We start from the raw sequence: 17,140 nt of genomic DNA, 5'->3' as shown, positions 1-17,140 counted from the left end.
TGCGGTGGGGTCAGTCCACTGCCTGGTGGGCGCTTTCGCCGCCGACCAGGCGGTTGACGATGTGGTTCAGGGACGGTGCACGCATTAGCTGCGCGATGGTCACTTCGACTCCGTAGTGGTCTGCGAGACGGTTCTTGAGATCGATCACGGTCAGCGAATCGAAGCCGTTCGCGAGCAGTCCGGAGTCGGGATCCATCTCGGGATCGGCGGCGCCGCCGGCGAAGTAGGCCATCGAACGGTCCACGAGGGTGCGCGGGCCTTGAGGTGTCGGCCGGGCAGCCAGCTCTTTACGGAGGATCTTTCCGGCCGGGCTCTTCGGTATCCGATCAACGAACTCCACGGCTCCGAGTCGTTTGTACTCAGTCACCCGGACGTCAATGAACGCACGAACCTCGGCCGCGGTGAGTTGTTCACCGTTCCGAACGACCACCCACGCACGCGGACGTTCGTTACCGTATTCATCACTCATCGCCGTCACCGCCGCATCGGCGATCTTATGGTGAAGTAGCAGCACTGCTTCCAACTCGGCTGGTGCGACTTGATAGCCGCGAACTTTGATCAGCTCCTTGCGTCGATCGACAATCTTGACGATGCCGCCGGGCCCGATCGTCGCGATATCTCCTGTGTGCAAGAAGCCATCCGCATCGATAGTGTCGCGTGTCGCATCCGGGTTTCCGAGGTATCCCGCCATCATGTTCGGACCTTTGAACAGCAGTTCCCCTGGCGTGCTGATGCCCTGCTCTGGCGGTTCGATCTCGGCGCCGGTGTCAATATCGATGAGCTTCTGTTCGGAGTTTGGCACCAGGACACCGACGCTGCCGGCAGGGATGTCGTTCCAGCCGTGCGGAACTAGGTGACTCACCGGGCTCAGTTCGGTCATGCCATACCCCTGCCGCACCGTACAGCCCAAGCGTCGCTCCAGCGCCGCTGCCAGGTCGCCGTCGAGCGGCGCGGCACCCGAGAAAACTGTGTGGACACTGCCGAGGTCGTGCGCGTCGACTGCCGGGTCCTTCGCGAGAAGAAGAGCGATCGGCGGAGACACGAATAGAAACGTGCATCGATATCTTTCGATCACCGACAGATACTCGAGTAGATCGAACTGTGGAAGCGGGATCAGTCGCGCGCGATTCTTGAGTGTCGTGCACAACGCGAGAGATAGTCCGTATATGTGTGCGAAGGGCACTACCGCCAGTACGGTATCGGTCGGCGCTACTCCCAACAGATATTGGGTCTGGGCGACGTTCGCGACGATGTTGCGGTGCGTGAGCATCACGCCCTTCGGCCCCCCCGCGGTACCGGACGAATACGGCAGCAGGGCAACTTGATCAGGGTCCGGCCCGGGTCGCTTTCCTGGCGACGTCGACATCACCGCCAAGCTGAGATCTGGCTCCGGAATGATCCTCTCGGGCGGCATCCCGGCCCGACTCGCCGCTTCGCAGGCGACGCCATCCGCGGCGCCGCGCGCGACGAGGAACTTCGCCCCGGAGTCGACCAGTTGATGAAGGACCTCATCCGCGGTGTAGCCGGCATTGACGGTCGTCGCAACTGCACCCGATTCCAAAATCCCGTACACCACTACCGGATACGCACGTGAGTTGGGAAGATACACCGCAACGGTATCGCCGCGCCCGACGCCAATCGACGACAGTGCCTTCGCGAATTCGGCAATCTGCAAACGTAGTTCGCGATAGGTCGTTTCACTGCCGGTCGCAGGGTCCACGAGGGCGACGCCGGCTGATGCTTCGGGTGTGAGGTCACCGAAGATGTAGTCGTGCAGCATTTCGTCCGGAATACGGACGCTGGGCAGTCTGCTGTGCATGGCTCAGCCCTCCTCAAAGGCGCCGGCTGCTATCAATGTGGCGATCGCGTCAATGTCGACGTCGAGTGGCCGGTCGGAATCGACAAAGGGAGAAGTATCGCGCACCAGGCGATAGATCGCGTGCGTAGCCGGTGTCAACACCTCGGTACCGCGAAGGTCCGCGGCCTGACACAGGGCCAACAGGTGGATAGCGGCGACTTTGCGCACCAGTTCGATGACTGTGCGCGCGTCACGTGCAGCGATCGTGCCCATGCTGACCTTGTCCTGGTTGTGGGCCTCGGTCGATCTTGAGAACGAAGTAGCGGGCATCGTCAGCTTCAGCGCCTCCGCGGTTAACGCCGAGGCTGCGATCTGCATGCCCTTGAAACCGTGCAGTACTCCGGTCCGCGAATCCGTCGATTCCAATCGCGGAATCAGGTTCGCGGTCAGACCGTTGTTGAACTTCTCGTCCACCACCAGTTCGAGCTGTCGATCCAACATGTCACCGACACTGGCAACCGCGGTCTTGAGCGAATCCATTGCCAAACCCACGTGGCCGCCGTAGAAGTTCCCGCCGTTCCAGATCCGGCCCGACTCGGTGTCGAACAGCGGATTGTCGTTGGACGAGTTGATTTCTATAGTGAGCCACTCCTCGCTCCACATCAGCGTGTCGAGAAGGACGCCGACGATCTGCGGCGTGCACCGCACCGAATACCGGTCTTGGAGTGGATGCTCGAGATACCGGATCTCGGCCGGATGATCGAGCTGTTCCAGTGCGCGGTCGCGCACAGTTCCCGTGCCTAGCAGGTGGCGCATGAGTTCCGCGGCTTGCACCGTGCCATGATGCGGCTTCTGATCGACAAGGAAGTCAGAGTAGTGGTCCGGATTCCCCTTCAGGACCTGGCTCGCCAACGCCCCGCAGACTGTTGCGACACGCGCAAGCCGGCGCGCGTCTTTGATGGCAAGCGCGGCGTACGCGGACATGAAAGAGGTCCCGTTGACAATGGCGAGCCCCTCCTTCGCGTCCATGACCAGTGCTTCGAGACCGCAATCGGTCAGGGCGCGCTCGGCCGACTTGCGGACTCCTCGATGCAGCACCTCACCACGGCCAATGAGCATCGCACCCACGTAGCTCAACGGCACCAGATCACCGCTGGCCCCGACTGACCCGAGTTCCGGAATCAAAGGGAGAATGTCGTTGTTTATACAGTTGACGAGCAGCTCAACGAGCTCAGGCCGCACGCCCGACCAGCCGCGAGCAAGGCAGTTGGCACGGATAAGCAGAGTGGCGCGTGCGATCTCAGCGGTCGCTGGCGGCCCAGTCCCAGCGGCCAGGAAGCTGATCAGGTTGTCTTGGAGCGCCGCAGCCTTCCTCCCTGGAATCTGTTTCGCGCTGCTATCGCCGAATCCAGAGGTCACACCGTAGATCGGGATGCCCGCGGCGACGTAGTCCTCTTTCATCACGTTCGAAGCCGTGATTTGTTTGTGCGCGGCGTCGGAAAGTCCGACTAGATCGGTGATTTCATGCGCCACTGCGGCCACCGTGTCAAGGGTGAGACTGTGGCCGTCGAGGAGGATGTTCGTCATTTCTGCGTCCTTACGATGTCGTTGTTTGGCAAACCATTCTCCGCGGGGCCGGTGTCACGGACACCCCCATCGCCGCGCTAGCTCGTTGTTCACCGCCTTGCCGACCGCAGCCAAAGGAAGGGGCCGATCGAACTCGTCATGGGTGCATGCGATGACTTCGGATGTAATTCGACCGTCGACCTTCTCGTCCCACTGCCCTCGCAGCAGCTCTGCTTGCTGACGGTTGCCGTCCCGGTCCAGTCCGGCGTGGAATAACATCATGTCCCCCTGATAAACCGGCGGCGTGAAACCGGCAAGCAACTGGACATTGTTTCGGCTTACCGCGCCGATCCGTTCAAGGACGTGGTCGAAACCTTCCTGCACGCGGAGGGTTTCGTACTTGGACCACATAGCCGCCGAGAGCTCTTCATCAACGCGGCCCTGCTCGATGGCGTCCGCCAGTCGCCGGGTAACCGGCCAGCTGTCGAGCAGGGCAAGGAGTCCGACCTCGTGGCCTAGCCGGCGCAGCGATTCGGCGAGCGCGTGGGCCACTACCCCACCGAACGACCAGCCGAGCAAGTGGTACGGGCCAGCGCACTGCACGTCCAGAATTCGGTCGACGTAGCTCTTGACCATGGTCTCGAAAGAGGGCGCAACCGGACTGCCGTCGAGGCCGTCGGCTTGGAGCGCGTATATAGGCCGGTCCCGAATGTGGCGTTCGAGTCCAAAGTACGGCCAACCGACCCCACCCGCAGGATGGATGCACCACACCGGCGATCCGGTGCCCTCGGCCCTGATGGTCAAGGTGGACGAGAGGAACGATTCGGTCTCGGGCATCCCGTCGTCCAGCCGCGCTGCCAGTAGCCCAACCGTCGGGCATTCGAACACGACCCGAATCGGGACCTCGACCCCCAGCACGACCCGAATCCTGGACACCAACCGCGTCGCCAACAGCGAATGGCCACCCATCCTGAAGAAATCGTCGTCGAGCCCGACCCGATCGACACTCAGCACTTCACCAAATACCGCAGCCAGCAACACCTCCCGCTGCGTCATCGGCGCCCTGAACTCCGCTTCGCTCACCAACTCCACCGCCGGCAACGCGTTGCGATCAACCTTTCCGTTCACCGTCAACGGCAGACGATCAACCACCTCCACAACCGCGGGGACCATGAACTCAGGCAACCGACCAGACACAAACCGCCGAACATCAGCAGACAACTCTGCAGCGACGGAGCTAAACCCCTCATGTGCCACTACATACGCCACTAGCTGTCGGTTACCGGACAGCTCGTGCGGCACCACCACTGACTGCAACACACCGGGATGGGCCATCAGCGCAGCTTCCACTTCACCAGGTTCTACTCGGAAGCCTCGGATCTTCACCTGGTTGTCGATGCGTCCGACAAAATCAAGCAGACCGTCGTGCCTCCACCGCACCAAGTCGCCGGTGCGATACAATCTGCGCGCACGGCCAGTCGGATCAGCGATAAATCGCGCAGCAGTCAATCCAGGTTGATGATGATAGCCGCGACCCAGTTGCGCTCCCGCAATGAACAACTCGCCCGCCACGCCCACAGGGACTGGTTTGAGCCGCGAGTCCAGTACCTGCACCTCCGTATTCGGCACGGGCCCGCCGATCGGCAGATCGACGCCTTGAACGGCAATGAGATTCGCATGGATCACATCACTGACTTCGGTTGACCCGTAGAAGTTCCAGACATCGGCCCGGGAAGTAGCCGCGCGCAATGAGTCGAGGACGGTGTGAACCACCGGCTCGCCCGAGAGAATCCATTTGTCGAGCACAATCGAGTCTGGGAACTTGTGCGACGCGAGGACTGCCGCCAGGGCTGGGATCGTCATGATCTCGGTCACGCGGTACCGATCCATCGCTTCGATCATCGCGCGGGGGTCGCGAACGGAGTCGGCGTCGACCACCACGATCTGGCCGCCGCGGCTCAACAACGAAAGGATATGGAAGCTGGAGTCGATGAATCCGGGTGCCGTATTGGTCATGCCGACCGGCATATCTCCTAGTTGGCGAGCACACCAGGTGAGTCGATTGGCCAGCAATTCATGGGTCCCGGCAGTGCCCTTTGGCGTTCCTGTAGACCCCGAGGTGTAGATCACGTAGGCCAGGTTCGAACCACGTGGAGACTTCTTGTGTTCGATATCGGGGTAGGCGGACTCGCCGACCGGCACCTCGTCATCAAGGCGGCGTCCCTCGATGTTCAGGCAAGGCAATGAGTCAGGCAGCCCGACGAAGCCAGCGGTGAGGGCGACGACTGGCTCGGCGTCGGCAAGGATGTACTCAATCCGATCATTCGGGTAGTCCGGATCGATCGGCAGGTACGCGCCGCCGGACTTCACCACCGCAAGCAATGCCACCACCAGCTCGACCGACCTCGGCAGGATCAGTGCCACCACCGATTCTGACTCGACGCCGATATCCACCAGCCTGCGAGCAAGTCGATCTACTCGCCGGTCCAACTCCCGGTACGTCAACCGAATGTCGCCTGAGATCACCGCCACCGCGTCCGGCGTTCTGGCGACCCGAGCCTCGAACAGGTCGGCTGCGGTCATGGCCGGCACCTCAAGCTCAGCGCCTTGCCCCCACCGTCGGGATCGCATCTGGTCGGATGCGGACAGGATTGACACATCTCCAACACACAACAACGGATCGTGCGTCAACTCGCCGAGTAGCCGGAGATATCCAGCGGCGAACTCCTCAACGGTTGTCCGATCGAACAGATCCGCCGCGTACTCGACGACGCCAGTGAATCTGGCAGACGCCGGGTCGTCGGAGATGTTGAACAGCAGGTCGAATCGCGACGACTGTTCGAGCACCGGAAGCATCGTCACGTCCACGTCCGGCAGGTCCAGTTCGGGCGTCTCGTTGTTCTGCAACGCCAGTGACACCTGGAACAGCGGGTGGTGCGCCGGTGACCGTACGGGGTTCAGCTCTTCCACAAGCCGCTCGAACGGCACGTCCTGATTCTCGTACGCCGCAAGGGCCTTCTCACGCACCTGCGCAATCAGGTCCGCGAAGGACATGCCCGGATCGATGCGGGCCCGCAGCACCCAGGTGTTGATGAAGAATCCGACGAGATCACCCAACTTCTCGTCAAGCCGGCCTGCGATCGGTGACCCGATCGGGATGTCGTCACCCGCACCGAGGCGATGCAGCAGCACCGCTAGAGCGCTCTGTAGGACGACGGACATCGTGGCACCTCGGCCAGCGGCCAGTACCTCGAGATCGCGCCGCAACCGCGCCGGGATCTCAAAGACCACAGCATCTCCACGGTAGCTCGCCACTGCTGGCCGCGGCCGATCAAACGGCAACACCAACTGATCCGGCAAACCATCGAGTTCCCCACGCCAGTAACGCAGCTGCGCTGCGAGCACACTGTCCGAATCTTCGGAATCTCCCAGGAACTCCCGCTGCCAAATCGCGTAGTCCGCGTACTGCACCGGCAGAGGATCCCACCCCGGAACCCCACCGGAAAGACGCGACCGATACGCAACACCCAGATCGCGCAGCAACGGAACCAACGACCAACCGTCACCCGCGATGTGATGCAGCACGACTGCGAGAACGAAGTCATCGGTAGCGAGGCGAATCAACCGACACCGCAATGGGATGTCCACCGACAAATCGAACCCATAGGAAGCCGCCTCGGAGACCAAGCTGTCGATGGATTCGACTGCACCGTCAACGATTTCGATCGGAACAACCACATCACACACTTCGAGCACGCACTGTCCTGGAACACCACCGGTCTCCGCGAACACCGTGCGCAATGATTCGTGACGCCCCACCACATCGTCGAGGGAAGAAGTCAGCGCGTCAACGTCGACCGCGCCGCGAAGCCGTAGCGCAAAGGCGATGTTATAGGTGGGCGATGGTCCCTCGAACCGGTGCACAAACCACAACCGCTGCTGTGCGAACGACAACGGCACCAAGTCTGGCCGATCCATCACCCGCACCTGACCGCGGACCTCCAGCCCGTCGTCCAGCCGCGCTGCCAGTAGCCCAACCGTCGGGCATTCGAACACGACCCGAATCGGGACCTCGACCCCCAGCACGACCCGAATCCTGGACACCAACCGCGTCGCCAACAGCGAATGGCCACCCATCCTGAAGAAATCGTCGTCGAGCCCGACCCGATCGACACTCAGCACTTCACCAAATACCGCAGCCAGCAACACCTCCCGCTGCGTCATCGGCGCCCTGAACTCCGCTTCGCTCACCAACTCCACCGCCGGCAACGCGTTGCGATCAACCTTTCCGTTCACCGTCAACGGCAGACGATCAACCACCTCCACAACCGCGGGGACCATGAACTCAGGCAACCGACCAGACACAAACCGCCGAACCTCGTTCGGCTTCAATGTATTCATCGATCTGTTTGAGTAGCTGCCGCTCAGTTCCAGTCGCGTGTGGCGGTCGACCAGGAGAACTCCTTCCTCGTTCGCGCCCGCTGATCTGACGAAAACGGCATCCATCAATCCGGTCCCTGGAGCCCAGGTGACCCTGACTCGGCATCCGAATCGCGCTCCGAGGTCGTGGCAATCCTGTGGCAGCAGGCAGGAAGTGTTAGCGACTGTGTCATCATCCAGGATGCGCTGCACCGTCTGCAGGTCGCCCCTAAGACCGGCATGCGGGATGTTCACTACTGTGATGGCCGAATCGTTGCTGGTCGCCAAAAGCTCTGCCAGCGAATCTTCGTCGACGAACTCGACGACAGCATGCTCTCCGAGACTCCGGATCTGTTCGGGGGCTTTGAACAAAGTGACGTCGTAGCGATACCGTGTGAGCTCGTTCATCACGCGGCCACGCTTGAGCGAGATATCGACGGCCTCGAAGCCGCCCAAGCCGTCGGAGTCGGCGAAGAAATGGGGGGCGAGCATTAGTTCTTTCTCGCGGCGGCGGGCTTCCTCTGCCTTGGCAGGGACCTCCTCATCCGGGTGCTTCGCCGCCTGAGTAGCGATGAGGAACTCGCGGTGCAGCGCCAGATTTCGGATGTCTCCGATGAACAGGGCCCCTCCTGGGGCGAGCAAGTCGAACACCTGGGCGATTACGTCCTGGAAATATTCGACGCTCGGGAAGTACTGGACTACCGAGTTCAAGACGACCGTGTCGAAGTAGCCTTTGGGGTAGTCGCTCAGGTCATGCGCGGCCCGACCTTCCAGATGGATCTTGTCGCGCCAATCCGGTGTCGCCATTTCGAGGGCCCGCTGCAGCTCGGCGATGGTGCTGTGGGACAAGTCTGTGCCCCAGTACTCATCGCACTTCGGCGCGATCTTGGCGAGCAACAGCCCTGACCCGACGCCAACCTCTAGTACCTTGACCGGCGCGAGTTCGAGGATCCGATCCACTGTATGCTTCTGCCATTCGCGCATGTCTTCGATGGGAATCGGCTGTCCGGTGTAGCTGCTGTTCCAGCCGTCGAAGTCGTCGCCGAGGTGGGGCGCGGTCGTCGCTGTTCGGTTGTCACTTTGCCGTGCGTACAGTTCGTCGTAGAAGGTCTGCCATTCTGCAACCTCGGCGCGCTCTGCCTCCCGGTCACGTTCGAGTCGTTCGGCATCACCAACGATGAAAGCGACCAGTTGTTGTCCGCCGTCTGCGCCGATCAGCTTGCGGGGCACCACCACTGCTTGTGCCACTCCCGGATGGGCCATCAGCGCGGCTTCAACCTCACCCGGTTCCACCCGGAAGCCACGGATCTTCACCTGGTCATCAGCACGACCGACGAATTCGAGCATTCCTCCGGCACGCCAGCACACCACATCACCGGTGCGGTACATCCGGCCTCCATCGACTAGCGGGTCAGCCACGAACCTGGAGGCGGTCAGTCCGGGCCTGCCCCGATAGCCACGTGCAAGTTGCACACCGACGAGGTACAGCTCACCGGGCACGCCCACTGGCAGCGGCTGTAGGCGTCGATCCAGGACCCTCACACCAATATTTGTCGCCGGGCGGCCGATTGGGACTGATATGGATCCGGCTGGAACGGAATCCGCGGCGAACTGGGTGGCGCATACCGTCGATTCGGCAGGACCGTATCCGTTGACCAGGGTGGCTGACGGATAGCGTTCGTTGAACCGTCTGCAATCTTCCACGGGTAGTGCGGCTCCGCCTACGATGATGCGATCCAGGCCGGAGAGTCTGCGGGCGAGGAAGTCCGGATGCTCGGTGAGCGGCCCGAGCAAGGGTGTGGTTAAGAACATCGCAGCCACCTGATGCTCGGCTATCAGCTTGGTGATCTCCGACAGCTCGGTTCGAGGTGCAGTGGCGACCACGACAGTGCCGCCACCCAGCAGCGCCGGCCAAAGTTCGATCATGGAAGCGTCGAAGGCGGTCGATGAGTGCATTAGTGAACGCTGTCCGGGCGCCAGGGGCCAGACATGCGTGGCTAGGTTGACGATGTTGCGATGCGTCAGCGCAACACCTTTGGGGGCCCCAGTGGAACCGGAGGTGTAGATCGTGTTCGCCACTGTGTCTGGGTGGAGCCAACCGAGGTTGTCTTCGGCAGACTCATCCGCCGCAACCAGATCGCCGTTCGCGGCTGCACCCGACCCGAGCACGTCGACATACAGCCGTCGAAGGGATTCCGGCAGAGAAATCACTCCCGCTGTCGCATGATCGGTAAGGGCCACAACGGGGTCTGCGTCGGCGATAATATAGCCAATACGGTCACTCGGATAGGCCGGGTCGATCGGCAGGTACGCACCGCCCGCCTTCAACACGGCCAACAACGCAACCACCAGATCTATCGATCTCGGCAACGCGACAGCCACGATCGACTCCGGTGCAATGCCCACGCCGGTCAACACGCGGGCCAACTGGTTGGCGCGGGAATTCAGTTCACGATAGGTGATCTGCTCTCTGTCGGCGATCACAGCTACGGCGTCTGAGTGCTCGACAACCCTCGCCTCGAACAACTGGGCGACCGACGCCTCAGGCACGTCCGGCGCGACACCGGTCCCCCATTCGGCCAAACGCATCGGCTCATCGCCGACTAGAATCACCACCCCGTCGAGCGGCGCGCTTGGATCGGCAGTGAGCTGATCTAGCAACCCGACGAACCGGGAAGCCAGCAGCTGTACCGTCGACCGATCGAACAGATCCGTCGCATACTCGATAAAGCAGGAGAACCCGCCGGTGACGGAGTTGTCTGCAACGTTGAACAGCAGGTCGAAGCGTGAAGCGAGGTGCGCGACGGCGGCTACGCTCGCATCGATTCCCGGTAGCTCAAGGGTGGGTCTCGCGTTGTTCTGGAATGCCAGTGACACCTGGAACAGCGGGTGGTGCGCCGGTGACCGTACGGGGTTCAGCTCTTCCACAAGCCGCTCGAACGGCACGTCCTGATTCTCGTACGCCGCAAGGGCCTTCTCACGCACCTGCGCAATCAGATCGGCGAAGGACATGCCCGGATCGATGCGGGCCCGCAGCACCCAAGTGTTGACGAAGAATCCGACCAAATCCTGAACTGATTCGTCGAGCCGGCCCGCGACCGCCGATCCGATCGGGATGTCGTCACCCGCACCGAGGCGATGCAGCAGCACCGCTAGTGCGCCCTGCAAGACCATGGACGTGGTCGTGCGCGGAACACGGCATTCTAGGACGGACGAGGTCTCGGTGGGTGACGTTGGAACGATCCGTTCGAGTCTGCTTCGCAGCTCGGCCGGGATCTCGAAGACCACAGCATCTCCACGGTAGCTCGCCACTGCTGGCCGCGGCCGATCAAACGGCAACACCAACTGATCCGGCAAACCATCGAGTTCCCCACGCCAGTAACGCAGCTGCGCTGCGAGCACACTGTCCGAATCTTCGGAATCTCCCAGGAACTCCCGCTGCCAAATCGCGTAGTCCGCGTACTGCACCGGCAGAGGATCCCACCCCGGAACCCCACCGGAAAGACGCGACCGATACGCAACACCCAGATCGCGCAGCAACGGAACCAACGACCAACCGTCACCCGCGATGTGATGCAGCACGACTGCGAGAACGAAGTCATCGGTAGCGAGGCGAATCAACCGACACCGCAATGGGATGTCCACCGACAAATCGAACCCATAGGAAGCCGCCTCGGAGACCAAGCTGTCGATGGATTCGACTGCACCGTCAACGATTTCGATCGGAACAACCACATCACACACTTCGAGCACGCACTGTCCTGGAACACCACCGGTCTCCGCGAACACCGTGCGCAATGATTCGTGACGCCCCACCACATCGTCGAGGGAAGAAGTCAGCGCGTCAACGTCGACCGCGCCGCGAAGCCGTAGCGCAAAGGCGATGTTATAGGTGGGCGATGGTCCCTCGAACCGGTGCACAAACCACAACCGCTGCTGTGCGAACGACAACGGCACCAAGTCTGGCCGATCCATCACCCGCACCTGACCGCGGACCTCCAGCCCGTCGTCCAGCCGCGCTGCCAGTAGCCCAACCGTCGGGCATTCGAACACGACCCGAATCGGGACCTCGACCCCCAGCACGACCCGAATCCTGGACACCAACCGCGTCGCCAACAGCGAATGGCCACCCATCCTGAAGAAATCGTCGTCGAGCCCGACCCGATCGACACTCAGCACTTCACCAAATACCGCAGCCAGCAACACCTCCCGCTGCGTCATCGGCGCCCTGAACTCCGCTTCGCTCACCAACTCCACCGCCGGCAACGCGTTGCGATCAACCTTTCCGTTCACCGTCAACGGCAGACGATCAACCACCTCCACAACCGCGGGGACCATGAACTCAGGCAACCGACCAGACACAAACCCCTGTACATCCGCAGACAACTCATCAGCAGGACGCGAACAACCGGCATCAGCAACCACAAAGGCCACCAACTGGTATCCGCCAACTCCGAACTCACGCGGAACCACCGCGGACTGCGCCACCTCGGGGTGCGCCACCAGTGCGGCTTCAACCTCCCCCGGTTCCACGCGGAAGCCCCGGATCTTCACCTGATCATCGATGCGCCCGATGAAGTCCAGTAATCCATCAGCACGCCACCGCACCAGATCGCCGGTGCGGTAGACCCTGCCACCTCCACCCGCCGGATCGGCAATGAATCGCGCTGCCGTCAGACCAGAACGCCCCCGGTACCCACGCGCCAACTGCGCACCGGCGATATACAATTCCCCCTGCGCCCCGATTGGCACAGGCATCAGACGTGAGTCCAGTACCCGCACCGCCATATTGGGCAACGGCTGCCCGATTGGCACCGAAGCCTCCCCCACCATGAAATTGGCAGGAGTCGAGGTAGCGAATGTCGTTGTCTCCGTGGGGCCATACACATTGGCAAATGCGAGGTCCGGATAGCGTCGCACGGCTGACGCGAAGAGATCGGGTGACATCACCTCGCCGCCGACCAACAGATAACGGAGGGCGCTCAGTTCACCGCTGACGAATGTTGGATGCTCGACGAAGTCGCCGAGCAAGGGCGTCGTCAGGAACATGGCGGAGACGCCGTGTTCGCATATCAGCTTGGTGATCTCCGCTATATCGGACCTTGGTTCGGTTGCTATGACCACGGTTCCGCCGCCGATGAGCGCCGACCACACCTCATACGTGGAGGCATCGAAGGCGGTCGACGAGTGCATCAGAGTACGGCCCGCGACTCCGGTCGGCCACACATGCGCGGCCAGATTCATGATGTTGTGGTGGTTAACCGCGACACCTTTGGGCTTTCCGGTGGAGCCAGATGTATAGATCACGTATGCAAGGCTGGTCGAGAAGACCGAGCCCCGACGCTCCACGTCAAGAATGTCGGCACCCGCGAGTCGCGATGAATCATCCAGCTCGATTTCGTCGATGACGACCTGCGGGAGGGATGCTGGCGCTTTGTCGGCGGTTTCACGATTGGTCACCGCAGCGACTGGTCGGGAGTCGGTCAGGATGTAGTTCATCCGATCGCTCGGATAGGCCGGGTCGATCGGCAGATAGGCAGCACCTGATTTCAGCACCGCCAGCCACGCCACCACCAGCGCCATCGAGCGCGGGATCATCACCGCGACCACCGATTCCGGCCCAACACCCAGGTCGATCAGCGTGCGTGCCAACCGATTCGATCGAGCGTTCAGCTGCCCGTACGTCATGTACTCGCCGTCGGCGATCATTGCGAACGCCTCCGGACAATCGGCGGCTCGGGACTCAAACAACGTGCATACGGTGCCCACGGGAACTGCCGGCGCGATTCCCGAACCCCACTCCCGGATCCGGTCATGCTCGCCTCGGACCAATACACTTGCATCACCGACGCACGTCGCGGGATTCGCGGCGAACTGCTCAAGTATCCCGATGAATCGCAGCACCAACGACTGCACTGTCGACCGATCAAACAGGTCGGTCGCGTACTCCAGTGAACACCCGAATCCTTCCCTCGCAGTGTCATCCGCAATGTGGAACAGCAGGTCGAATCGCGACGACTGTTCGAGCACCGGAAGCATCGTCACGTCCACGTCCGGCAGGTCCAGTTCGGGCGTCTCGTTGTTCTGCAACGCCAGTGACACCTGGAACAGCGGGTGGTGCGCCGGTGACCGTACGGGGTTCAGCTCTTCCACAAGCCGCTCGAACGGCACGTCCTGATTCTCGTACGCCGCAAGGGCCTTCTCACGCACCTGCGCAATCAGGTCCGCGAAGGACATGCCCGGATCGATGCGGGCCCGCAGCACCCAGGTGTTGATGAAGAATCCGACGAGATCACCCAACTTCTCGTCAAGCCGGCCTGCGATCGGTGACCCGATCGGGATGTCGTCACCCGCACCGAGGCGATGCAGCAGCACCGCTAGAGCGCTCTGTAGGACGACGGACATCGTGGCACCTCGGCCAGCGGCCAGTACCTCGAGATCGCGCCGCAACCGCGCCGGGATCTCAAAGACCACAGCATCTCCACGGTAGCTCGCCACTGCTGGCCGCGGCCGATCAAACGGCAACACCAACTGATCCGGCAAACCATCGAGTTCCCCACGCCAGTAACGCAGCTGCGCTGCGAGCACACTGTCCGAATCTTCGGAATCTCCCAGGAACTCCCGCTGCCAAATCGCGTAGTCCGCGTACTGCACCGGCAGAGGATCCCACCCCGGAACCCCACCGGAAAGACGCGACCGATACGCAACACCCAGATCGCGCAGCAACGGAACCAACGACCAACCGTCACCCGCGATGTGATGTGCAACGAGAACGAGAACGAGCTCACCTGGGACCGCCGAACTCGATGTAGAGATCAGTGTGGCCCGCAGTGGAATCTCGGTCGCCAAGTCGAACTCGTAGTTCGCTGCGTCGCAGAGCGAAGCCTCGGAGAACTCCTTCAGAAACGTCACCGGGACCGACACCGTGGCAGCGTCGAGGACCCGCTGCGCTGGGGTCCCATCGACATCCTCAAACACCGTGCGCAACGACTCGTGCCGCGCCACAACATCGTTCACCGCGAGAACAAGCGCATCCGCATCTACAGCACCGCGCAGTCGCAGCGCGAAGGTCATGTTGTAAGTCGCCGAGGGCCCCTCGAACTGGTGCAAAAACCACAACCGCTGCTGTGCGAACGACAACGGCACCAAGCCTGGACGCTCCATCACCTGCACCGCAGTGCGGACCCCGCCCCCCGAGGGCAGTCGTGCCGCCAACAACGACACCGTCTGGGTAACGAACACCGTCCGAATCGGAACCTCTACGTGCAGTACCGCTCGAATCCGGGTCACGATCCGAGTTGCGAGGAGGGAGTTTCCGCCTAGGTCGAAGAAGTTGTCGTCCACCCCCACCCGATCGGCACCAAGCACCTCAGCAAAGATCTGGGCGAGTGCCCGCTCGTCGCTACTGACCGGAGCGCGATACTCCACGACCTCTGGTCGGGCAGTGAGCTGAGGCTGCCAGAGCCGCAGAGGTTCATCTCCGACTACCGATCGGGTCGGACCGGCCGCAAGCACCGCATCTCTAGTTACCGGCGAATCCTTGATTCGAGCAATCAGCTCTAGGGTGGAGCGAATCTGTGCGCTGTAGAATCGCAGGTCCTCTGAATCAAAGAACCTCGCGTCGGCTTCGAGATGCAGCACTGTTGGCGCTTCTTGGCTCGCCAGAAAGGTGATCGAGAGATAATCGAATGGCCCGATCGTGACCGGCTTCAATATTGCAGGGCCACCAACCTCCACCGGGCGAAGAAACGGCACCACGTTGATGATAGGACCGAAAAAGTCACCCGATTCGTGTAGTAGGCCAGATACACGCCGAATGGCAGGAATCTGGAGGCGGCCATGCTCGATGACGGTCAGCATCTCCTCGCTGAGCGAGCGAAGCCAATCGCCAAACGGCTCGTCGCTCGAAACATCGATCTCCATGGGAACCTTGTTCGCCAGAAGGTTGGGCCGATCACCTGCTGCATATTCCCGATTGGACGTCGGAATCTGCACATAGAATCGCGGCCTACCGATGTTCTGGTGCACCATCAGTGCGCTGACCGCGGTCAGCAGGCAAGGCAGAGTGACACCAATTCTTGCCGCGAGCGATCGAGCGCCATCAATGACGTCGGCGGGCAACTCTGTCTCGTAGTGGCACCCTTCCGAAGTCACCTCCTCACCCTCCGCGCCGCGCACGGCCCCAATCGCTCGATCGACATATCCGCTCCAAAATTGCTGGTCAGCGCGATACGCGGTTGAGCTCAAGTACTCTTGGTCCGCTAGAAGCGTTGCTTCGAGATCGCCGACTCCTGCCACGCGACCATCAGACCCGGATTCGTACCGATCTGAGATCCGACGCAACAGAACAGCGAGGCCGCCGGCATCGATGACTATGTGGTTGAACGCGAAGGCTATAAAGAACCGACTCTCCGCCACTTTCACTACCGCGACGCGGAACATTCGCGAGGCCGTCGACTCTATGGCGGTTCGACAGAACGTCTGAACGAGATCGTCCGCCGCGAGGACGGGGCTATCCGCGTTTGAGCAGTCATAATAATCCGGAATCCAGTCGCCGAGGGGTTGCGGTGCCTGTACCGGTCGATCATCGTGCTCCACGATTTGAACGAGAAGATTATCGCTCTCAGACAAAGAATCCCGAATGGACTGCCGCATTCGATCAATGTCAAGCTTGGCGCACAGGTCCAGGTAGGCTGAAATGTTCTGCAGAGCGCTCGATTCCAATTTCTGGGCGAACCAGATGGCCTCTTGAGCCGAGGACAGAGCAAACTCAGCACCTTCGTTAAACACTAACCCTCCCGACCTGAACCCTTCCCCCCGTCGCCGGAGAGTTCAACAGGAGCGACCATACAACGACTTGTAGTCCAAGTGGTCCGTTTCTGGACCTCTTCGGGCATCGCGCTGGTCGAAAGTGGTGCCGCAGGTGTTGGGCAGCAAGCCTATGAGCTGCGTTTTCAGATGTGCACGAGGCGGCGAACCGCATGTTGGTTTGGGCCGCGAGTCGTCCAGGGACAGAGCGACTCTCTGGCGAGTTGTCAGTCGGCCTGCCAACGGATCACGAGGCACGGTGAGCCGTAGAGGCCCCAGCACCTGGCAACCTCGATGACCTGCGAGCGGCGCTCCCGATCGCGACGCGCCGAGCCGTCGGCTAGATTGGTCCGCCAAGAAATCGGGTACCCACCGAGGGTTCGCTCCGATGCAACCCAATTCTGTTCCGCTCCTGCGGAGTCCGTCGGTCTGGTGATGACGCTCTCCATGACAGATAGAGCGAACGCGGTCACTCCACACGAAGGACACTCCGCCGCGTCCTCGCCGGTCGCCAACCCAGCGCTCGAGGCCCCAGGGGGCATGGATACA

The 17,140-nt window shown here is 61.6% G+C and carries 3 protein-coding genes; all 3 read right to left on the bottom strand.

Annotation, left to right across the window (positions count from 1 at the left end; all coding sequences use genetic code 11):
• Window positions 1-10 precede the first annotated feature (10 nt).
• Genes ABTV10_RS26775 through ABTV10_RS26765 form a run of 3 tightly spaced genes read right to left on the bottom strand, consistent with a single transcriptional unit; the run spans window position 11 to window position 16,573 of the window.
• A complete protein-coding gene (locus tag ABTV10_RS26775) occupies window positions 11-1,819 on the bottom strand; it encodes an AMP-binding protein (RefSeq protein ID WP_499035330.1) in 1,809 nt (602 codons plus the stop codon).
• 3 nt (window positions 1,820-1,822) lie between these two features.
• Window positions 1,823-3,385: an HAL/PAL/TAL family ammonia-lyase gene (locus ABTV10_RS26770; RefSeq protein ID WP_499035329.1), complete on the bottom strand. Its 1,563-nt coding sequence runs from the start codon at window positions 3,383-3,385 to the stop codon at window positions 1,823-1,825.
• 54 nt (window positions 3,386-3,439) lie between these two features.
• Complete coding sequence (locus ABTV10_RS26765) at window positions 3,440-16,573, bottom strand: amino acid adenylation domain-containing protein (protein WP_499035327.1); 13,134 nt, start codon at window positions 16,571-16,573, stop codon at window positions 3,440-3,442.
• Window positions 16,574-17,140: the final 567 nt, after the last annotated feature.

It is taken from the genome of Paraburkholderia sp. RHO2 (genome assembly GCF_050955445.1).
Lineage (GTDB): Bacteria > Actinomycetota > Actinomycetes > Mycobacteriales > Mycobacteriaceae > Prescottella > Prescottella agglutinans_A.
This window is presented reverse-complemented; position numbering and strand designations above follow the sequence as displayed.